This window comes from Kitasatospora sp. NPDC059817 (assembly GCF_042731835.1).
Lineage (GTDB): Bacteria > Actinomycetota > Actinomycetes > Streptomycetales > Streptomycetaceae > Kitasatospora.
The window spans coordinates 26,445-46,037 of sequence record NZ_JBHWIR010000049.1 but is presented as its reverse complement, the minus strand read 5'-3'; the positions used below and the strand labels follow the sequence as shown (position 1 = coordinate 46,037).

Genomic DNA, 19,593 nt, shown 5'->3' with positions numbered 1-19,593 from the left:
GGGGGGGGGGGGGGCGCTCCGGGGGGGGGGGGGGGGGGGTGGGTGTGGGGCCCCCGGGGGGCGCCCCGGCCCGCGCCGGGCGGGGCCCCGCCCTGCGCAGGTCGTACGGGCGGGCGGGCGGTCAGACGGCGGCGGCGGCGGTCGGCTGCCGCTCCGCCACCAGCCGGGCGACGGCCCGCAGGTCGGGCTGGCGCAGCACCAGGGGCGCGCGCAGCCGCACCCCGCACTCCTCCTCCAGGGCCTCCAGCAGCCGTGCGGCGGCGAGCGAGTTGCCGCCCGAGGCGAGGAAGTTGTCGCCGGGCCCGAGGTCGGCGCGGCCGAGCAGGTCGCGGCACAGGCGCAGCACGGTGCGCTCGGTGGGCGTGGCGCCCTCCTCCGCCGCGACCGGCTCGTCCGCGGCCGGGGCGAGCAGCAGGGCGGCGCGGTCGACCTTGCCGTTGGCGTCCAGCGGGAAGGTGTCGACCAGGCGGACGGCCGACGGGACGGCCTGCTCGGGCAGCCACGGCCGGACCGCCGCCAGCAGTCCGTCGGCGCCGGCCGCCGAGGGCCCCTCGACGGTCTGGACGAAGGCGAGCAGCCGGACGCCGCCGGTCGGCGCCGGGGCCGCGGCCACCACGGCCCGGCGCACCCGCGGGTCGCGCTCGAACGCGGCCTCGACCTCGGCGGGTTCGACCCGGACGCCGCTGACCTTGACCTGGTCGTCGAGCCGGCCGTGGAACTCCAGCACGCCGTCGGCGCCCATCACGACCCGGTCGCCGCTGCGGTAGACCCGGTCGATGCCGTCCACGCCGGGCGGCACGCCGACGAAGCGCCGGGCGGTCAGCTCGGGGTCGAGGTAGCCGGCGGCCAGGCCCCGGCCGCCGATGCGCAGTTCGCCGGCCTGGCCGCGCGGCACCGGCCGGCCGTCCTCGTCGGTGACCAGGACGACCGCGCCCGGGACGGGCAGCCCGATCGGGGGTGCGCCGGCGCCGTGGTCGAGGCCGGGCGCCATGGTGTGCACGGTGGTGGTGACGGTGGCCTCGGCGGGGCCGTAGGCGTTGTGGACGGCCGCGGTGACGTCCGGGCCGGGGGCGCGGCGCAGCCGGTCGCCGCCGATGGTGAGGTGGCGCAGCGCCAGCCCGTCCGGCCACGCGCGCGCCAGGATCGGTTCGGCGAGCGGGGTGGGCAGGATGCTGACGGTGACGCCGGCCTCGCGCCACCAGTCGGTGAGCGCGCCCGGGTCCCAGCGGACGGCCTCGGGGGCGAGGGTGAGTGCGGCGCCGGAGGTGAGGGTGGCCCACAGCTCCAGGACGTGCGGGTCGAAGGACACGCCGATCAGCAGGCTGTGCCGCTCGCCGGGGCCGAGGCCGGTCAGCTCGCGGTACCAGTGGAGCAGCGCGCCGAGGGCGGGCTCGCCGACGGCGACGGCCTTGGGGGTGCCGGTCGAGCCGGAGGTGAGCACCGCGTAGTGGGTGCCGGCGGGCACGTGGACCTGCTCGCCGGGGACGAACGCGGCGACCACGTCGGTGGTCGGGTCCAGGTCGAGCGCCAGCTGCTCGCCGCCCTGGGGAAGCCGGGCCGGGTCGCCGACCAGGCAGGCGGGCCGCAGCTGCTCGGCGACGGCCTGGAGCCGGCGCTCGCCGGGGCGCGGGCCGAGCGGCAGGTGGACGGCGCCGAGCTTGGCGGTGGCGAGGGTGACGGCGGCCAGGGCGGCGGAGTGGCCGAGGCAGACGCCGACCAGGTCGCCGGGGCGGATCCGGTCGCGCAGCGCCGCGGCCACGGTGTCGGCGAGGCGGTCGAGTTCGGCGTAGCTGTAGGTGCGGGCGCCGTCGATCAGGGCGGGCGCGTCCGGGGTCCGGTGCACCCAGGTGGCGAACAGGTCGAGGACCGCGCCGTCCTGGTGCGGGCGGCCGTATTCGATGCTCAGGGTTTCCATCATCGTCTCCAGGTGGTTCAGGCCGTTGACAGGCTGTTGACAGATCGTTGACGGACTGTCAGTTCAGGCCCATGGAGCGGGCGATGATCACCTTCTGGACCTCGGAGGTCCCCTCGATGATCGTGGTCATCCGCACGTAGCGGTACAGGAACTCCAGCGGGTGGCCGCGCACCCAGCCGGTGGCGCCGTGCACCTGGAGCGAGCGGTCCACCGCGCGCACGGCGGTCTCGGAGGCGGTGAGCTTGGCGAGCGCCGCGTTCTCCGGCGCCTCGGTGCCGTCGTCGACCAGCCGGGCGCAGGCGAGGGTGAGCAGCTTGGAGCACTCCACCTCGGCCCGGGTGGCCACCAGGTGCTCCTGGATGTGCTGGTACTCGCCGATCACCTTGCCGAAGGCGCGCCGCTCGCGGGCGTACTCGACGCCCATGCGCAGCGCGTACTCGGCGATGCCGTTGCACATCGCGGCGACGACCAGGCGGCCCCGGGAGAGGCTGTCCATGGCGAGGGCGGTGGCCGCGCCGACGCCCTCCTCGCCGCCGATCACGGCGTCGGTGGAGACGGTGACCTGGTCGAGCAGCAGCTCGAACAGCGGTTCGCCGGACATGCCCTCGTAGCGCTGGCCGATCCGCAGGCCGGGCTGGTCGATCGGGAGGACGAAGGCGGTGGCGCCGGCGGTGGGCCCGGCCCCCTCGCCGAGGTCGGTGGCGGTGACGACGAGCACCAGGCCGGCCCGGTCGGCGTTGCTGACGAAGGTCTTGCGGCCGTTCAGCACCCAGCCGTCGGCGGTGCGCACGGCGGTGGTGGTGAGGCGGAACGCGTCGGAGCCGGCGTGCGGCTCGGTGAGGGCGAGGCAGCGGGTCTGCTCGCCGCGCACCAGCGGCACGAGGTGGCGCTCGATCTGCTCGGGGGTGCCGTGCCGCAGCAGCGGGCTGGGGCCGTCGGAGCCGGCCAGGGCGTACGGCGCGAGCGGGCAGCCGCTGCGCCCGGCGGCGTGGTGCAGCAGGACGACGGCGGTGAACGGCATGTCGGCGCCGCCGAGTTCCTCGGGGTAGTCGCCGGCGTAGAAGCCGAGCGCGGCGGAGCGCTTGCGGACGTAGGCGCGCAGTTCGGCGGGCACCTCGTCGGCGGTCTCGGGCAGTTCGGCGGCCAGCGGGACGAGCTCGCGGCGGACGAAGCTCTCGAAGGCGTCGACGAGTTCGCGGTGGGCGTCTTCGAGGACGGCGGAGGGGGCGCTCATGCGCGGTCTGCCTTTCCGGGGTGCTGGCCGGTGAGGGCGCTGGCCTGGTCGGCCAGGACGGCGTGGCGGAACAGGGTGCGCAGCGGCGGGCGGCTGCCGAGGTGCGGCTCCAGCCAGGCGGCGAGCTGGGCGGCGAGCAGCGAGTGGCCGCCGACCTCGAAGAAGTGGGACTCGGCGGTGAAGCGGTCGTGGCCGAGCACCTCGCGCCAGGCGGCGGCGATCAGTTCCTGGCCGGGGTCGGCGAAGGCGCTCTCGGCGGCCGGGGCGGCCTCCTGGGCGGGGGCCTCGTCGGCGAGCCGGGCGAGGGCGGCGCGGTCGGGCTTGCCGCCGGGCAGGGTGGGCATCGTCTCGACGGCCGTCCAGGTGGCGGGGACGAGCCCGCCGGGCAGCCGCTGGGCGAGCGCCGCGTGCAGGGCGGCCTGGTCGGGGCGGTCGGCGCCCTCCAGGAAGCCGATCAGGCGCGGGCCGGCCTGCGGGTCGGTGTGCAGCACCACCGCGCAGGAGCGGCCGCCGAGTTCGGCGGAGGCGGCGGCCTCGATCTCCTCCAGTTCGATCCGGTGGCCGCGCAGCTTGACCTGGTTGTCGGCTCGGCCGAGGAAGCACAGCCGGCCGCGCAGGTCGCGGTAGCCGCGGTCGCCGGTGCGGTAGACACGCTCGCCGCCGAGGGCGGGCACGGTGACGAAGCGGGCCGCGGTCGGCTCCGGCAGACCGAGGTAGCCGTCGGCCAACAGGGCTCCACTGACGGCGAGTTCGCCGACGCAGCCGGCCGGGAGCGGGCGCAGCGCCTCGTCCAGGACGTGCAGGCGCACGCCGTCCAGTTCGGCGCCGAGCGGGATCTCGCCGTCCTCGGCCACGTCGGCGGCGGTGACCTCGTACACGGTGGAGGTGACGGTGGCCTCGGTGACGCCGTAGGCGTTCAGCACGGTGGTGGCCTCGATCAGGCCGGTCAGCGCGCGGGCGGGCAGGCGCTCGCCGCCGAGGACGAGCAGCCGGGGCGCCCAGCGGCCGTCGCGCAGCGCCTCGCGCAGGTCCTCGCGGACGGCGAGCAGGTAGCTGGTCGGCAGGTTGGCGACGGTGACGCCGCGGGCGGCGAGCACGGCGACGAGCTCGGGCCCGGTGGGAACCTCGCGCTGCGGCACGACCAGGGCGGCGCCGGCGGCGAGCGCGGGCAGCACCTCCTCCAGCGCCACGTCGAAGGACGGGCGGGCGAACAGCAGCACCCGGTCGGCGGGGGTCAGTTCGTAGCGGGCGGCGATCGCGGCGACGTACCCGGCGAGCGCGTCGCGGCCGACCAGGACGGGCTTGGGCACGCCGGTGGAGCCGGAGGTGTGGATCAGGTAGGCGGCGCCCTCCACCACTGCGGCGGGCTCGGCCTTGGGGAAGGCCGGGCCGTCCAGCAGCGCGGGGGTGACGCCGTCGGCGGGCAGGGCGAGCGCGCTCTGCCGGGTGGCCAGCACCAGGGCCGGGGCCAGCCGGTCCAGCAGCAGGCCGAGCCGGGCGGCCGGGTCCTCGGCGGACAGCGGCGCGTACACGGCGCCGTACCGCAGGCAGGCGAGCAGGGCGACGACGCTGTCCACGCCGCGCGGCAGCACGGCGGCGACCGGCTGGCCGGGGGTGACGCCGGCGGCGCGCAGGCGTTCGGCCAGCTGGGTGACGCGGCGGTCGAGCTCGCCGTAGCTGAGGCGCTCGGTGCCGGCGATCATCGCGATCGCCGTGGGGTCGTGGGCGGCGGCCGGGTCGAGACCGGCCCGGGCGACGGCGGTGGCGGGTTCGGCGGCCGGGGCGGGGTCGAGCGCGGCCAGCGTGGCCTCGGGCCGGTCGAGGTAGCAGCGCAGCAGCTGGAGCAGGCGGTCGGCCAGCAGGGTGGCCTCGGCCTCGCCGAAGAGGTCGGCGTCGTAGTCCCAGACCAGGGTCATCCCGGCGCCGCCGTGCTTCTCGCCGACCACCCGGCGGTCGTCGGGCAGCAGCACCAGGTCGAGGTCGAAGCGGGTGGTGCCGGTGTTGAAGCCTTCGTACAGCGAGACTTCGAGACCGGGCGCCTGGACGTCCGGCAGCGCGGCGTCGTGCGCACTGAACATCACGTTGAACAGCGGGTTGTCGGCGCCGCCGGTGTGCAGGCCGAGCCGGCGGGTCAGCTCCTGGACCGGCAGGTCCTGGTAGGGCAGCGCGCGCAGCAGGACGTCGGTCACCTCGTCGACGGCCTCGGTGCCGGGGGCGGACGGGTCCAGTCGCAGGTGCAGCGGCACGGTGTTCACGAACATGCCGACGGTGCCCTCGAAGCCCTCAGGGCGGTTGCCGACGGCGGTGCCGACGACGAGTTCGCGGTGCCCGGAGTGCCGGCGCAGCAGTTCGGCGAAGAGCGTGAGCAGGGTGCTGAATGGGGTGTGCCCGTCCTCCTTGCTGCGGGTGCGCAGCCGCTCGGCCAGGTCGGCGCCGATCGCCTGGCGCATCTGGCCGCCGCGGTGGCGGCGCACCGCGGCGGGGTTGGCCAGCCCGGGCAGGGTGACCTCGCGCGGGGCGTCGGTCAGCTCCCGCAGCCAGAAGGCGAGCGCGCGCTCGCGGGCGTCCGGGTCGACGGCCGTACGGGCGTGCTGCTCGTACGAGGGCGCCTCGGGCAGCTGGTAGGGCTCGCCGAGGACGTGGGCGCGGTAGACGGTGAACAGGTCGCGCAGCAGGATCGCGAAGGAGTGGCCGTCGTGGACGAGGTGGTGCTCGACGTGGATCAGCCGGTGGTGGTCCGTGCCGAGGCGCACCAGGTGCCAGCGCAGCACCGGCGCCTTCTCGGTGTCCACCGGCTCCTCGGCCTCGGCGGCCAGCAGCTCGCGGAAGGCGGCGTCCGGGTCGGCCTCGGCGGCGAAGTCGCTGCGGCGCAGCGTCGGTTCGCAGTGCTCGGCGACCCGCTGGCCGGGCAGGCCCTCCGGGCGGGGGACCAGTTCCAGGCGCAGGCCCGGGTGGTGGGCGAGGACGGCGGCCAGTCCGGCGTGCAGCGCGTCCTCGTCGAGGGTGCCCCAGAGGTCGAGCACGGCGGTGAAGTTGTACGCACGACTGCCGGGCAGCATCTGCTCGTGCAGCCAGACGATCTCCTGCGAGGAGGAGAGCGCAAACATCGGTGACTCCCTTGTGTGGTGGGCGTGTTGGCCCTGCGGTGACGGGGCGGGCGTGGATGGCCCGGCCCTGGTTCCGGGCGCGCCGGGGTGGTGGCACGGCCCGGCGGTCGGTGTGGGGATTCGGTGGCGGCTTCGGTCCGGGGCGGGTCAGGCGTCCGGGGCGGGCGTCCTGATGCGGACGTCCGGTGCGGGTCCGGTACGGCTTCGGGTCGGGGCCGGGGCGGCTTCGGGTCGGGTCCGGATCAGGCGTCCGGATCAGGTGTCCGGATCAGGTGTCCGGCGCGGGGTCGGGCCGGGCGGGTCAGGCCGTCCGCAGGTGGCGGCGCAGCGTGGCGAGCAGGTCGTCGAAGGCGGCGGTGGCGGCGTCCTCGGGGAACCGTTCGCGGTCCCAGGCGAGGCGCACCAGCAGGTCGTCGCCGTGCGAGGCGGCGACCGCGAACGGCGCGGCGAGCGGCCGCCCGGCCAGGTGGATCTCCCGGCCGGGCACGCCGCCGAGCACCAGCGGCGGGCGGCGGTGCAGGTCCTCCAGGGTGAGCATGCCGTCCAGGGCGCCCGTCCACGGGGCGCCGGCGGTGCGGGCGGCCCGGACCACCTCGTCGAACGGGGTGTCGGCGTGGTCGAGGTCGTCCCACCAGGCGTCGGCGAGGTCCTCCAGGGCGGTGGCCGCGCCGGGTGCGGCGGGGTGCACCAGGGTGTTGAGGAAGCAGCCGAGCGCGGCGGGCGCGCCGGGCGGGCGGCCGCCCCACGGGTAGCCGAGGGCGAGCTGCCCGTCGGTCCGGTGCAGCCGGTGGGCGGCGGCCGCGGTGGCGTCCAGCAGTGCGGGGAAGAAGGCGGTGCGGGCGGCCCCCTCGGCGGCGGGCAGCCGGTGGCTGAGCATGCCGGTGGAGCCGGCCGCTCCCCCGCCCGTCCCGGTGACGCCGCCGAGCCGGCGGCCCCAGTGGGCCTGTGCGGCGGGGCCGCCGGCGGCGTCCTCGGCGGCCAGTTGCCGTTCGACGGCCTCCCGGTAGGCCGCCAGGGCGTCCTGGTCGGGGGCGGCGACGGCCTCCTGGGCGTGGTCGTCCCGGGCGTAGGCGTCGGTGAGGTCGGCGGTCAGGATGCCGAGCGACTGCTCGTCGCAGGCCGCGTGGTCCACCGCGAGGGCGAGCAGTTCCTCCTCGCCGTCCGGCTCCCGGGCCACCAGCAGGCGCAGCGCGGGCCCGTCGGCGGGCCAGTCCAGCAGGGCTTCGCGCAGGGCGGACCCGGCGGTGCCGCCGGGCGGGACGGCGATCCGGGCGGCTTCGGCCGAGGGGGCGCCGACCCGCAGGACGGGCGTGCCGCGCACCGTCCCGAAGCCGCCGCACAGCGCCGGGTGCCGGGCGGCGGTGGCGGCGGCGGCGCGGGCCAGCCGGGGCAGGTCGAGGGTGCCACCCGGGTAGGCGTGGAACAGCGGGACGACCTCGGGCCGGCCCTGCGGCGCGAGCCTGCGGGTGATCAGGAAGCGCCGCTGGGCGCCGGTGAGCGGGAGCAGGTCCGTCGGGGAGTCGGCGGCGGCGGAACGGTACCGGGCGAGGTAGGCGGCGGTGATGCTGGCGTGCACGGAACGGTCTCCGGTTTCCGGTCTCGGTTCGGTTCGGACGTCAGGCGGCGGGGCTCGTCGGGCGGCCGGGTGCGTCAGGCGGCGGGGCTCGCGACGGGCTCCTCCCCGGCCGTGGCGGCGGTTTCGGCCGGGAGGTCCCGCAGCCGGCGCAGCGGCGACAGCAGCAGCGGCACCGGGACGAGCAGGAAGCCCGCCGCGCACAGCCACAGCGCGGCGCGCGGTCCGGCCGCGTCGGCGACGGTGCCGCCGACGAGCGCGCCGATCGGCAGCGTGCCCCAGACCAGGAAACGCATGGTGGCGTTCATCCGGCCGAGCAGCTCCGGCGGGCACAGGCTCTGCCGGAAGCTCACCTGGGCGACGTTGTAGGCCACCGCGCCGAACAGCACCACCGCCGAGGCGATCCCGAACAGCACCACGCCCGCGCCCCGGCCGGACAGCGGCCACAGCAGCGCGAACGGCGCCGTCACCACGGTGGCGAGCCAGATCAGCCGGGCCTGGCCGAGCCACGCCGCCAGCCGCCCCGCGCACAGCGCCCCGGCCAGGCCGCCGACGGCGGAGGCCGACAGCAGCAGGCCGATGGCGCCCGGCGCCAGGTCGAGCACCCGCACCCAGAACACCGTCTGCACGGCCGCCAGCACGGCGGCGAACAGGTTGGACACGGCGGTCGCGGTGGCGATCGCCCGCAGCAGCGGGTGCCCGAGCACGAAGCGCACGCCCTCGGCGACCTCGGCGCGCAGCGACCGTCCGGTCGCCGGCTCCGGTTGGGGCTCCTCGACCCGGATCCGGGCGAGCAGCAGGGCGGAGGCGAGGTAGCCGACGGCGTCGGCCACGATGGCGAGCGACGCGCCGAGCAGCTGGACCAGGCCGCCGCCGAGCCCGGGCCCGACGATCTGCGCCGAGGAGCGGACCGTCTCGATCGCGCCGTTGCCCCCGACCAGTTGCTCGCGCGGCAGGACGGACGGCAGGAAGGACTGGTGGGCGACGTCGAAGAAGACCGTCGCCACCCCGGTGACCAGCGCCACCAGGTAGAGCTGGGCCATGGTCAGCACGCCGAGCGCGGCGGCCGGCGGGATCGACCCGACGGCGAGGCAGCGCACCACGTCGGCGCGGATCAGCACCGGGAGCTTGCGCATCCGGTCCAGCCAGGCGCCGGCCGGCAGGCCGACCAGCAGGAACGCGGCGGTCTCGGCGGCGGTCAGCAGGCCGACCTCGAAGGGTGTGGCATCGAGCACCACCACCGCCACCAACGGGAGCGCGACCAGGGTCACCTGACTGCCCGTCTGGGCCGTCGCGGCTCCGGTGAGCAGGAGTCGGAAGTCGCGGTGGCCGAGCAGTCGGTCGCGGCGGGGGCTTGGCGTCTCGTTCATCAGTGCGACTTTCGGTCACCACTTCGCTACTGGGCAAGCATCGCGTCCGTTTCCGGACGAACCACGGGTCGGCCCTATCGCGCCACTCCCGCGACCCGCCCTTACGGCCCCCATACGGCCGAACACGCTCCCGCCGGGACGTCCGCGCAGGCCGCCGACCAGGGGCGGACCACTCGCGCGGCCACCCGGCACACCACGGGCCCCGCACGTCCAATTCGCCGTCCGCTATGCGGGCATTCGCATTCCGGCCACCGGACGCCGTCACTCAACTTGGCTGGATCATGCGAAACACTGACTGTCCGTCACCTGATCGTGATATCGGCCGCGCCGCAGGAGGCCGTGGGAAGAAGCACCCGCGCCGCCGGACGGGCCGGACCGGGCCCCGCCGCTCAGTCCGCCTCCCGGCAGGTCACCGCCAGCACCGCCATGTCGTCGTCCCGCGGCCCGCCCGTCCACCGCTCCACGTCCGCCACCAGCGCGTCGACGGCCTCCTGGGGGCCGTCGAACGGGCCGAGCGGGCCCAGGGCGAGCAGCGGATCGTAGAACTCCCCGGCCGCGTCCCGGGCCTCCGTCACCCCGTCGGTCACCAGCAGCAGCGTGCACCCCGGCGGGAACGGCCGGGTCTGCGGCACCGGCCGGGCCACGCCCAGCGAGCCCATCCCGAGCGGCAGCCCCGGGTCGGCGGCGTCCAACCGGCGCACCGCGTCCGGGCCGCCCAGGAGGTACGGCCCCGGGTGCCCGCAGTCGAGCGTGCGCACGACGTCCTCACCCGGCGGGAACTCGACCAGCAGTGCCGTGATGAACCCCTCCAGCCGCACCTCCTCGGCCAGCAGCGCGCTCTCCCGGGCGAGCGCCCGCTCCAACCCGTCGGCCAGCGCCGCGAGGTCCGGCGCGCGGTGGGCGTCCTCCCGGAACGCGCCGAGCAGCACCGACACCGCGCCGACCGCCTGCAGCCCCTTGCCCCGTACGTCCGCGATCAGCACCCGTACGCCGTACGGGGTCGCCTGCAGCGCGTACGCGTCGCCGCCGATCAGTGCCTCGGTCTGCGCCGCCCGGTAGCAGGCGGCGACCGACAGCCGGCCCACCCGCGCGGGCGGCTCGGGCAGCACCGCCCGCTGGGCGGCCTCGGCCACCGACCGCACCTGCGCCAGCCGCTCCCCGTGCCGGGCGACGACGCGGTTGACCCAGACGCCGAGCAGCGCGGCGAAGGCCGTGTTCACCAGCTCCAGGTAGCCGTCCTGGGTGCCGATCGAGCCGTCCCGCACGGCCAGCACGAGGATGCCGGTCACATTGGCGACGCCCACCGCGAGGGTGTCCCGCAAGGTCAGCAGCGCGCCGGTCAGGACGGCGGCGGCCGCCAGGAGCGGGTCGCCCCAGTAGTCGGTGGGATCCAGGGAGTTCCAGACGAGCCCGCCGACGATCAGCAACCACGGCGCGAACCGCACGTACGGCGGCCACTGCTCGGACCTCGGGGCCATCGGAGACCTTGCTTCCCGTCTCACCGCCTATCCGGAATATGCGATTCCGATCCTAGCCACCCCTGCTCACCCCCGCGCGCCCCCGGCTGCGCCGCGGGGAGCGAAGCGCGCGGCGGCGCCTCGCGGGGTCGGGAGCCGGGGTCGGGGGCCGTGGGTCAGCCTGGCGACCTGCTTCGGTACCTGCACGGCGCTCTCGCCGACGGCCGGACACCCGAGAGCGGCCGCGCCCGCTACCCGTCCAGGGTGAACCGCCCCGCGCCCGGGCCGGTGACCAGGCCGGGCGGCAGGCGGCGCCCGTAGGCGAGCAGCAGGAGGTGTTCGGCCCGGCCCTCCACCACGGCCGGGCCCTCGCCGTACGCCCAGCCGGTGTCCGTGGCCCGCAGGTGGACGCCGTCGAGTCGGGCGCCGAAGAAGCGCAGGCTGCGGCGGGAGACGGTGGCGAGCAGGGCGGTGACCCGAGGCAGCGGGAGGCGCGAGGGCAGGCCGAGCGCGGTCGTGATGTCGAGGCCGTGGACGACGTCGTGGCCGAGGGCGGCGATCCGGCCGCCGACCGGGGGGCGCCAGGGGTGTTCGGCGTGGTCGGCGAGGGCGGCGGCGAGTTGGCGGTCGGTGAGGGCGGCGGCGTCGCGGCGGGCCACCCGGTCGGTCATCCGGTGGAGGGAGCCGCCGGCCCGCATGAGGTCCGCGAGGTTGCGGGCCGTGGAGTAGCGAAAGCCGGTGCTCATATGGGCGGCGACCTCGCGGACGCGCCAACCGGAGCACAGCGACGGGGAGTTCCACTGGTCCCGGGTGAAGGTGGTGAACACCTCGGCGAGTTCCCGGCGTTCGGCCGCGATCTGTTCGCGGACCCAGTCGACGCCCTGGTCGTGCTGCACGGTTTCCATGCCTCCAGCCTGCGGCCGGGGCCCTCCGTACGTCCAAGACCGGGGAGTTCTTCCACCTATCATCAGAAGTTATGGAACTCCGGCAGCTCCAGTACTTCGTCACCGTGGCCCAGCAGGGCAGCTTCACCCGCGCCGCCGAGCTGCTGCACCTCACCCAGCCCGGGGTGAGCGCCCAGATCCGGCAGCTGGAGAAGGAGTTGGGCCACCGACTGCTGGACCGCAGCGGGCGCGCCGTCCGGCTCACCCCGGTCGGCGAGGCGGTGCTCCCGCACGCGCGGGCGGCGCTCGCCTCCGCCGCGGCGGCGCGGCAGACGGCGCAGGACTTCGGTGGGTTGCGGCGCGGACACGTCCGGCTCGGGCTGGTCTCCGGGGCAGCCCTGGGCCCTGTCCCGCCGGCCGGGGCGGACGACCTCCCCGGACTCGCCACCACACTCGCCGCGTTCCGCCGCGACCACCCGGGCATCGACCTCTCGCTGGCCGAGGACGGTACCGCGCGGATGCTCGGCGCGCTGCGCAAGGGGCGGCTGGACCTCGCCGTGATCGGCCTGCCCACCGCCGCCAGCGGACGGGACGACGACGACGGCTGGCGGACGCTGGCCGGGCTCGCCCTGCACACCGTGTTGGAAGCCCCGCTGGTCGCCGCCTTCACCGGGCACCACCCGCTGGCCGGCGGACCGGACGGCCCCCTGCCGGTCGCCGCGCTGGCCGGGCACGCCCTGGTGAGCACCCCGCGCGGCACCGGCCTGCGGACGGCGCTGGAGCAGGCCCTGGCCGCGGCCGGGGCGCGCCCCACGGTCGCGGTCGAGGCGGCCGCCCCGCCGCAGCTGGCCGAACTCGCCGCGCACGGGCTGGGCGTGGCCGTGCTGCCGGATCCGCCGCCCGCCCCCGGGCTGCGGATCCGGCCGCTCACCGACCCCGTCCCGCTGGTGCGGATCGCGCTGGCCTGGCCGACCGGCCGCCCCATCGCGCCGCCCACGGCCGCGCTCCTGGGCCACTTGCGGACGTCCTATCCGGGCCCGGGGGCCCGTACCTGACGCTGCCGGGGGTCCGCCCTCCGCAGGCCGCCGTGTCAGCGCGACGGCGGTGGTGACGTCACGTCAGAGCGCGGCGGCGGTGCCCCGTCAGGACGCGGCGGCGGTGCCGTCGCCGATGTGCAGAATCGCGTCGGCCCCGTCGAGGACAGCCCGGTCGAGCGGGAAGTAGCCCTGATCAGGCGTGGTGTCGGTGCGCGTCCGGCCGCCGGCGGCCGCACCGGGCTCGACCAGTCCCCAGGTGGCGGCCCCGCGCTGGAGCGCGCCCTCGTGGGTGTCCGGCTCGGGCTCCTGGAGCCCGACGGCCGCGCTGCGCCCCAGGCTGCCGGGGACGAAGGTGTACGGCTCGTCCAGGGAGTCCAGGATGGCGCCGGTGCCGCTCCAGGCCAGGTCCAGGTCCGCCAACCGCATGGTGCTCGGCTGCCGTTGCAGGTGGAGGTTGTGGGCGAAGACGAGGGTTCCCCCTCGGCGGGCCTCGCCGCTGCGGATGTCGAGGAGGTTCTGGGCCATGAGCACGTCCCGGGTGCCGAGGAGGCCGGACAGCCGGGCGCCCGGCTCCAGGTGCTCGGCCGACTGCCGGTGGTAGCGGAGCAGGCCGAGGCCGGCGGTGAGGTGCGTCCTGGCCCTGCGCCACTCGGCGCGCGAGGTCGCCGCGACCAGTTCCGGGGCCCGCGCGTACAGCAGGGTGAGCAGGTCGTCGGCGATCGTCCGCAGCTTCTCCGCCTCGGCGGAGGCGCCGGGCGACATCTCCGGGTCCAGGACCGCCTCGGGGCGGCTCCAGCGCTGGTCGTCGCCGATCAGGCCGGCGAGGTCGAGGTCGAGCCCGAGGTAGTCGCGGGCGTGTTCGAGATAGCGCCGCGGGCTGGGTGCGCTGGTGTTCTCCGTCTGCGCGTCGAAGCCGTGGAAGGCCAGACGGTCCGCCGGCGGCCGGCTCCGGTTGTACTCGCGCATCCAGGCGACCAGCCGCCGGTTGCCGTCCAGCTCTCCGAAGCCGTGGGAGAAGCCCTCGCCCATCACCGAGTCGAGGGTGCCCACCCCCTCCTGGACGAAGTCGTTCACGGCGAGCGCGGCCACCCGGTCGGTTTCGAGGGCGATCGACCGGAATCCCCGGTCGACCAGCTGGGCGAACAGCTCGTTGCGGATCCGCGCGAAGGCCGGTTCCCGGTGGGTGGGTTCACCGAGCGCCAGCAGTGCGCACGACGAAGGGACGAGGTCTCGCAAGTCCTGACTCATGGTCCTCAAGCGTATCCTTGAAAGAACGGTTGAGACTTTTCCTGCTCCGACCGCCCGATCCTCCGCTGAAGCCTCAAACCGGTGACCACCATGCGCCCCTCCGACCTCGCCCGCGGGCACGGCCTCTCGGCCCAGGCCGTACGCAACTACGAACGGGACGGCTTCCTCCCGCCCGCCGAACGCACCGCCAGCGGCTACCGGATCTACACCGAGGTGCACGCGGCCGCGCTCGACGCCTACCGCTCCCTCGTCGCGGCGTACGGCCACGCGACCGGCGGCCGGATCATGACCGCGCTCCACCGGGGCGGGCTCGACGACGCCCTGACGGCCATCGACCGCGGGCACGGCCAACTGCTCCGCGACCGGGACACCCTGGACGCGGTGCGGAAGGCCGTGCACCACCTTGCGGCGCGGGACCTTGCGGCGCGGCCCGACGCGGCGTGGGACATTGCGGCGGATCTTGCGGCGGGCCCGTCGGCGGAGCCCGCGGTGGACGGTGCCGTCCTGAGCATCGGCGAACTCGCCCACCGGCTCGGCGTCACCCCGGCGACCGTGCGCAACTGGGAGGGCGCGGGCATCCTCACCCCCGCCCGGGACCAGGCCACCGGGCACCGCGTCTTCCGCGCCGACGACATCCGCGACGCCGAACTCGCCCACCTGCTCCGGCGCGGCGGCTACCCGCTGGACCACATCGCCACCGTGGTCCGACAGGTACGGACGGCCGGCGGCACGGCCTCCCTGGCCGACGCCCTCGACGGCTGGCAGCGCAGGCTCACCGCCCAGGGCCTGGCCATGCTCGACGCGGCCGCCCGGCTCGGCCACTACCTCGGCCTGACCGGCCGCCCCCGGCCGGAGCAGATCTAGGGTCTTCGTCAGCGATGCGGCGGGCCGCCGCCGCGGTGGGCTCAGCCGACGCGGGTGAGCCGGGTGGTGCGGGGCGGGGTCCGGTCGGCGGGGGTGGCGGGGCCGGCGGTGGTGGCGGGGCCGGTGGCGCGGTCGGGCTCGGGGCGATCGGGGTCGGCGAGCAGGATGGAGCGCTGGAGCCGTCGCAGTCCGGCCGAGGGTTCCATGCCCAACTCCCGTACCAGGGTGTTGCGCAGGCGCTGGTAGGCCTCCAGGGCCTCGCCCCGCCGGCCGGAGCGGTGCAGGGCGATCATGTACTGGCCGTGCAGGCTCTCGTGGGTGCGGTAGCGGTCGACCAGGACGGTGAGTTCGGCGAGCAGGACGCGGTGGCGGCCCAGCCGCAGATCGGCCTCGATCCGCTGGTCCAGGGCGCAGAGCCGGGTCTCCTCCAACCGCTTGGCCTCGACGGCGAGTTGACCGCCGAGCGGGATGTCGGCGAAGGCCGGACCGCGCCACAGGCCGAGCGCCTCGCCCAACTGGCGGGCGGCGAGCGGGAAGTCGCCGCCGTCCATGGCCCGGTAGCCGAGGCCCGCGAGGCGGTCGAACTCCTGGAGGTCGACCAGTCCGCCGCCGCTGTCGAGCCGGTAGCCGCCGGGCGAGGTCACCAAGACGTCCTTGGCTCCGCACGCTCCCCCGGCGTCATCGCGGTGGGCGAGCGCCCGGTCGATGAGGTCGCGCAGTTGGAGGACGTAGGTCTGGACGGTGGTGCGCGCGCTGCGCGGCGGATGGCCGGACCACAGTTCCTCGGCGAGGACGCCCGCCGAGATGACCTGGTCGGCGCGCAGGGCCAGCAGGGCGAGCACTTGCCGTGGTTTCGGCGCCGAGGGCACCACCGACACCCCGCACACCTGGACCCCCAAGGCCCCTAACACCCGGATCTCCATGACGTCCACCCCAATCCAGACGGATCGGCGACCCCGACGGCCACCGGCCGGCCGGTGCTGTGGCTACCGCACAGCCGAGCACCGGGTGCTCATCCAAAAACAGGACGGACGGTTTGTCAATACAAAACCGAACGAGCTGTTTGTTTTTGAACGGACAATCGAGCTCCGGACTGCTTCGACCAACCGGAATGACCGCCGCCGCGAGCGCCGCCGCGTCAACCCCGGACGCACACTCTCAGGCCCCGCCCGCACGGGCCGCCGCCAGCTCGGCCACCACCCGCTCACCACGGTCCGAGCCCAGGTCCAGCGTGGCCAGCACCCCGGGGACGGTGATGCTCGGCATCACGTGCCGGTACAGCACGGCCACCCGGCGCTCCAGATCCGCCCGGCCGGACATCTTCTGGGACTGGATCTGCACGCCCGTCCAGGCACCCGTCACCAGCCACGCCGTCTCGGCCGGCAGCACGTGCGGCAGCAGCTCGCCCCGCTCGCCGGCCGCCGTCAGCACCGCCTCCAGCCGGGCGATCCAGCCGGGGATCGCGCCGCCGCCGAGGTCGCCGAACACGTCCTGGCCGAGCGAGAGCCGCGCGCCCGCGCTCAGCAGCGGGTCACGCGGCATGAGATGCGCGACGACCATCCCCAGGTCGACGAACTCCTGGAGCTTGCAATGCCGTTCGGGGATCTCGTCCCGACCGAACTGCTCCTCCACGACGCCCTGCGCGAGCTCCCGCTTCGACGCGAAGTGGAAGTACACCGCGCCCCGGGTCACACCCGCGCGGGCGACCACCTCGCCGATCGTCGCCCCCTCGTACCCGTGCTCGTCGAAGACCGAGGCTGCCGCCTCCAGGATCAGCCGACGCGTCCGGATCGCCCGCTCCTGCCGCACCACCGCAACCACCCCGCCTGAACCGCTCGGCAAACAAAACCAAACACCCTGTATCTTACCCGCCGGTCAACCGGCGATCCCTCCTCCCCAGGTCGCATGCACCCGCCTTCGAGCGAAGGAAAACCGCGTGGACGGCACAGGGCGGGAAAGCGACCGCCGCCCCTCCCCCAGCCGACAGAGCCGGAATCCGGCTCCCCACTTCTGGCCGCATCCCACCGAAAACGGCCCGCTGTGATAATGCACCTGTCATCCCGCTTTTGGGGATTCCTTTGCAGGCCAGGCGGCATCCACCCCAGGCTCGGTCCACCCGGACGGCCATCACACGGCACCTGGAGCGACCACCCGACCACGCTCGGCCGCCAACGAACCTTCGTTCGGGCTCCTTGAAAACCAAACCGGAAGGTACGTATCTTACGAGCCCTGAGCAGCCCACCCCGCCCGCCACGGCCTTCCGGAGCGCTCCCATGACCCTGCTTGCCTACCGCGCCCCCGCCATCTCCCGCGCCGCCGGCGCGGACCACGGCACCACCCCCGGCCGCACCGCCGGGCCGTCCGTGCCGACCGGACCGGCACCGCGCCTGACCAGCACCGTTGCCAAGGAGTACGTCCACCGGGCCTGCCACGCCGAGGTCTTCCTCACCGGCAGCGAGCAGCTGAACGAGACGACCTTCGCCGTCACCGCGCAGTGGCCGCGCGCCCATACCTTCTTCACCACCCCCGACGGAACCCGGCACGACCCGATCCAGACCGCTGAAACGATCCGCCAAGCCGGGCTCTACCTCGCGCACACCCGGTTCGGCGTCCCGCTCGACCACAAGTTCATGATGTGGAACCTCGACTACACCACCCGCCCCCGCCAACTGCTCATCGGCGCGGCGCCCACCGACCTCAGCATCGAGGCCAGACTCGTCCCGCAGCCGCGCCGGAGCGGCACCACCATCGACTTCACCCTCAGCGCCGTCATCCGACGCGGCGCCCACCTCGCCGCCACCGGACACACCCGGTTCACCACCGTGCCGGACTCCACCTACCGGCGGCTACGCGGGGCCCGCCGCGAGGCCGACCCGGCGCCCGCCGTCTCCGGCGAGCCGCTGGCCCCGGGCCGAGTGGGCCGGATCCGCCCCTGCGACGTCATCCTGACCCCGGCCGACGCACCCGGGACCTGGCACCTCACCCCCGATCCCTGGCACCCGATCCTCTTCGACCACGCCAACGACCACGTCCCCGGCATGGTCCTGCTGGAGGCCGCCCGCCAGGCCACCAACGCGCTCGTCTCACCGGCCACCGTCATCCCCGCCTCCGCCGCGACCACCTACCACCGGTACGCCGAGCACGACGCCGCCACCACGATCACCGCCCGGCACACCCCCGGTGACGACCCGGACGCCCTCACCACCACCGTCACCGGCCACCAGAACGGCGAGCCGATCTTCACCACCGTCCTGACCGGCCACGCCGACCAGCGGTGACCGGCACTGCCGGGCGCTGACCGGCACTCACGGGCCCCGTCGACCCGCGCCGACCCCGACCAGTCCCGACCAGCGCGGACCAGCCCTGACCAGCACGGACCAGCACGGACCGCCGGCCGCCCACCGTCCCACCCGGCCCGCCCGACCTCCACGGTCAGGCGGGCCGTCGGCGCGTCGGAGACGAACCCCTCCCATGGACTGGCACCGGACGAACACCTGCGCGAGGATGTCAGCCCTTGGATTCGCAGTGACCGGGAGTACACCGTGCGTGAAGTCGCTTCGCACCAGAACGAGTTGATCAGACTGACGGACCGCCCCGGCACCGACGACGCCACCGGGCACGAGGGGCGCACCGGTGGCCGGAGCGTACGGGTGCGGGTGCTGGGGCGACACGCACCGGGCTCCCTGCTCGGCCACGACTGGCTGGACTGCGAGATCACCGTCACCGCCGACTCGGCCCGCGGGCAGTTCGTCACGCTGGTGACGGAGCGTCAGCTCCAGCAGTGGGAAACCGCCCTGGAACGGTTGGCGCGGCGCGAGGCAGTGCGCTGGCTGGACGAGGAGCACGGCCCGGAGCTGCGGATCGAGCCGGGGCGGCCCGGCGGCCTCTGGGTGACCGTCTCCGACGCCGAGGACTCCGGAGTCACCCTCCGGGTCGTCCTGTCCCCCGCCCCCGGCTGGCTGGACGAGCAGCGCGCCCTGCTCAAACTCGTCCGGGACGCCTACCCGTTCGAGGTGGTCGAGGTCGCCCCCGGCATCCACGCCTGGCGTGGGCAGCAGGGGAACGGCAACTGACGGATTGTCAGGATCCTTTTGATGACAGGGCCGACGCCCGGCGCAGCGAGCGGCCGGGCAGGGCAGGGCAGGGCGAGCGGCAGCATGACCGGTCCGGTGGCGGTGGCCCGGCCGCCACCGATAATGGCGACATGATCGAGAAGCAGCTCCGCGTCGTCCTCGCCGAGGACTCGGTGATCCTCCGGGACGGCATGGTCGAACTCCTCACCGCGCGCGGGTGCGCCGTGGTCGCCACCGCCGGAACGGCCCCCGAACTCGTCGCCGCCGTCGCCGAGCACCGGCCCGATGTGGCCGTGGTCGACATCCGGATGCCGCCCAGCCACACCGACGAGGGCATCCGCGCCGCCGTCGAGCTCCGCTCCACCTCGCCCGGGGTCGGCATCCTGGTCTTCTCCCAGCACGTCGAGACCGCCTGGGCGGCCCGGCTGCTCGCAGGTGGCGCCGCCGGCGTCGGCTATCTGCTCAAGGAACGCGTGGCCCGCACCTCGGAGTTCGTGGACGCGCTGCAGCGGGTCGCGGCCGGCGGCACGGCGCTCGACCCGGAGATCGTCAACGGCCTGATGCACGGCGGGCGGCGCAGCCGCGTCGACGCGCTCACCCCGCGCGAACGGGAGGTGCTGGAGCTGATGGCGCAGGGTCACTCCAACCGCTCGATCGCCGGGCTGCTCGTGGTCTCGGAGCGGGCGGTGGAGAAGCACGTCGCCGCCGTCTTCGCCAAGTTCGACCTGCCGGCGACCGAAGCCGACAACCGGCGGGTGAAAGCCGTCCTCACCTACCTCTCCGAGAACGGCGGCTGAGCCGGGAGCAGCGGTTCCGTGGACGGCCCCGCCG

15 protein-coding genes are annotated in these 19,593 nt (G+C 75.3%); 5 read left to right on the top strand and 10 right to left on the bottom strand.

The genetic code is table 11. From position 1 onward, the window contains the following. Positions 1 to 121: 121 nt before the first annotated feature. From ACFV61_RS13385 to ACFV61_RS13355, 7 genes are all read right to left on the bottom strand, one after another. Complete coding sequence (locus ACFV61_RS13385; RefSeq protein ID WP_380491670.1) at positions 122 to 1,915, bottom strand: AMP-binding protein; 1,794 nt, start codon at positions 1,913 to 1,915, stop codon at positions 122 to 124. 58 nt (positions 1,916 to 1,973) lie between these two features. Further along, positions 1,974 to 3,149: an acyl-CoA dehydrogenase family protein gene (locus ACFV61_RS13380; protein WP_063350751.1), complete on the bottom strand. Its 1,176-nt coding sequence runs from the start codon at positions 3,147 to 3,149 to the stop codon at positions 1,974 to 1,976. Then, the gene (locus ACFV61_RS13375) at positions 3,146 to 6,256 is read right to left on the bottom strand and encodes an amino acid adenylation domain-containing protein (RefSeq protein ID WP_380491668.1); all 3,111 of its coding nucleotides are present in this window, start codon (positions 6,254 to 6,256) and stop codon (positions 3,146 to 3,148) included. Before ACFV61_RS13375 ends, ACFV61_RS13380 begins: the two co-directional genes overlap by 4 nt. Positions 6,257 to 6,557: 301 nt before the next feature. Further along, positions 6,558 to 7,832 (bottom strand): non-ribosomal peptide synthetase, encoded by a 1,275-nt coding sequence (locus ACFV61_RS13370; RefSeq protein WP_380491666.1) that lies wholly within the window; start codon positions 7,830 to 7,832, stop codon positions 6,558 to 6,560. A gap of 74 nt (positions 7,833 to 7,906) precedes the next feature. Continuing rightward, positions 7,907 to 9,199, bottom strand: a complete 1,293-nt coding sequence (locus ACFV61_RS13365) for an MFS transporter (RefSeq protein ID WP_380344740.1) — start codon at positions 9,197 to 9,199, stop codon at positions 7,907 to 7,909. A gap of 389 nt (positions 9,200 to 9,588) precedes the next feature. Next, the gene (locus ACFV61_RS13360; protein WP_063350747.1) at positions 9,589 to 10,677 is read right to left on the bottom strand and encodes a PP2C family protein-serine/threonine phosphatase; all 1,089 of its coding nucleotides are present in this window, start codon (positions 10,675 to 10,677) and stop codon (positions 9,589 to 9,591) included. Positions 10,678 to 10,907: 230 nt separating this feature from the next. Then, on the bottom strand, positions 10,908 to 11,561 hold the full coding sequence (locus tag ACFV61_RS13355; protein ID WP_380491664.1) for a maleylpyruvate isomerase family mycothiol-dependent enzyme: 654 nt from the start codon (positions 11,559 to 11,561) through the stop codon (positions 10,908 to 10,910). Between the two features lie 71 nt (positions 11,562 to 11,632). Between ACFV61_RS13355 and ACFV61_RS13350 the strand changes: the two genes are divergently transcribed. Next, positions 11,633 to 12,595 carry a LysR family transcriptional regulator gene (locus ACFV61_RS13350; RefSeq protein ID WP_380491662.1) on the top strand — a complete coding sequence of 321 codons (963 nt, stop codon included), beginning with the start codon at positions 11,633 to 11,635 and terminating at the stop codon, positions 12,593 to 12,595. A gap of 87 nt (positions 12,596 to 12,682) precedes the next feature. Here the strand turns inward: ACFV61_RS13350 and ACFV61_RS13345 are convergent, their stop codons facing one another. Beyond that, complete coding sequence (locus ACFV61_RS13345; RefSeq protein WP_380491660.1) at positions 12,683 to 13,825, bottom strand: erythromycin esterase family protein; 1,143 nt, start codon at positions 13,823 to 13,825, stop codon at positions 12,683 to 12,685. Between the two features lie 90 nt (positions 13,826 to 13,915). Here ACFV61_RS13345 and ACFV61_RS13340 point away from each other — a divergent pair, with 90 nt between their 5' ends. Then, positions 13,916 to 14,689, top strand: coding sequence for a TioE family transcriptional regulator (locus ACFV61_RS13340; RefSeq protein WP_380491672.1), 774 nt, complete (start codon positions 13,916 to 13,918; stop codon positions 14,687 to 14,689). A 41-nt stretch (positions 14,690 to 14,730) separates the two neighbouring features. Here the strand turns inward: ACFV61_RS13340 and ACFV61_RS13335 are convergent, their stop codons facing one another. Together ACFV61_RS13335 and ACFV61_RS13330 are read right to left on the bottom strand one after the other, a co-directional pair. Next, positions 14,731 to 15,612: a BTAD domain-containing putative transcriptional regulator gene (locus ACFV61_RS13335; RefSeq protein WP_380491658.1), complete on the bottom strand. Its 882-nt coding sequence runs from the start codon at positions 15,610 to 15,612 to the stop codon at positions 14,731 to 14,733. Positions 15,613 to 15,847: 235 nt separating this feature from the next. After that, positions 15,848 to 16,501 carry a ScbR family autoregulator-binding transcription factor gene (locus ACFV61_RS13330; RefSeq protein WP_380491657.1) on the bottom strand — a complete coding sequence of 218 codons (654 nt, stop codon included), beginning with the start codon at positions 16,499 to 16,501 and terminating at the stop codon, positions 15,848 to 15,850. Between the two features lie 461 nt (positions 16,502 to 16,962). Here ACFV61_RS13330 and ACFV61_RS13325 point away from each other — a divergent pair, with 461 nt between their 5' ends. The 3 genes from ACFV61_RS13325 (at position 16,963) to ACFV61_RS13315 (ending at position 19,559) form a co-directional block, all read left to right on the top strand. After that, entirely contained in the window at positions 16,963 to 17,967 is a 1,005-nt protein-coding gene (locus tag ACFV61_RS13325; RefSeq protein ID WP_380491655.1) for a ScbA/BarX family gamma-butyrolactone biosynthesis protein, read from the top strand. A 264-nt stretch (positions 17,968 to 18,231) separates the two neighbouring features. Further along, positions 18,232 to 18,762: a DUF5959 family protein gene (locus ACFV61_RS13320; protein ID WP_380425748.1), complete on the top strand. Its 531-nt coding sequence runs from the start codon at positions 18,232 to 18,234 to the stop codon at positions 18,760 to 18,762. A gap of 131 nt (positions 18,763 to 18,893) precedes the next feature. Next, the gene (locus tag ACFV61_RS13315) at positions 18,894 to 19,559 is read left to right on the top strand and encodes a response regulator transcription factor (protein ID WP_063350741.1); all 666 of its coding nucleotides are present in this window, start codon (positions 18,894 to 18,896) and stop codon (positions 19,557 to 19,559) included. Positions 19,560 to 19,593: the final 34 nt, after the last annotated feature.

What these genes read in the sequence shown, in the direction of transcription:
- ACFV61_RS13385 (WP_380491670.1), bottom strand. Translation starts at nt 1,915, where the DNA reads ATGGAAACCCTGAGCATCGAATACGGCCGCCCGCACCAGGACGGCGCG.
- ACFV61_RS13380 (WP_063350751.1), bottom strand. Translation starts at nt 3,149, where the DNA reads ATGAGCGCCCCCTCCGCCGTCCTCGAAGACGCCCACCGCGAACTCGTC.
- ACFV61_RS13375 (WP_380491668.1), bottom strand. Translation starts at nt 6,256, where the DNA reads ATGTTTGCGCTCTCCTCCTCGCAGGAGATCGTCTGGCTGCACGAGCAG.
- ACFV61_RS13365 (WP_380344740.1), bottom strand. Translation starts at nt 9,199, where the DNA reads ATGAACGAGACGCCAAGCCCCCGCCGCGACCGACTGCTCGGCCACCGC.
- ACFV61_RS13360 (WP_063350747.1), bottom strand. Translation starts at nt 10,677, where the DNA reads ATGGCCCCGAGGTCCGAGCAGTGGCCGCCGTACGTGCGGTTCGCGCCG.
- ACFV61_RS13355 (WP_380491664.1), bottom strand. Translation starts at nt 11,561, where the DNA reads ATGGAAACCGTGCAGCACGACCAGGGCGTCGACTGGGTCCGCGAACAG.
- ACFV61_RS13350 (WP_380491662.1), top strand. Translation starts at nt 11,633, where the DNA reads ATGGAACTCCGGCAGCTCCAGTACTTCGTCACCGTGGCCCAGCAGGGC.
- ACFV61_RS13345 (WP_380491660.1), bottom strand. Translation starts at nt 13,825, where the DNA reads ATGAGTCAGGACTTGCGAGACCTCGTCCCTTCGTCGTGCGCACTGCTG.
- ACFV61_RS13340 (WP_380491672.1), top strand. Translation starts at nt 13,916, where the DNA reads ATGCGCCCCTCCGACCTCGCCCGCGGGCACGGCCTCTCGGCCCAGGCC.
- ACFV61_RS13335 (WP_380491658.1), bottom strand. Translation starts at nt 15,612, where the DNA reads ATGGAGATCCGGGTGTTAGGGGCCTTGGGGGTCCAGGTGTGCGGGGTG.
- ACFV61_RS13325 (WP_380491655.1), top strand. Translation starts at nt 16,963, where the DNA reads ATGACCCTGCTTGCCTACCGCGCCCCCGCCATCTCCCGCGCCGCCGGC.
- ACFV61_RS13315 (WP_063350741.1), top strand. Translation starts at nt 18,894, where the DNA reads ATGATCGAGAAGCAGCTCCGCGTCGTCCTCGCCGAGGACTCGGTGATC.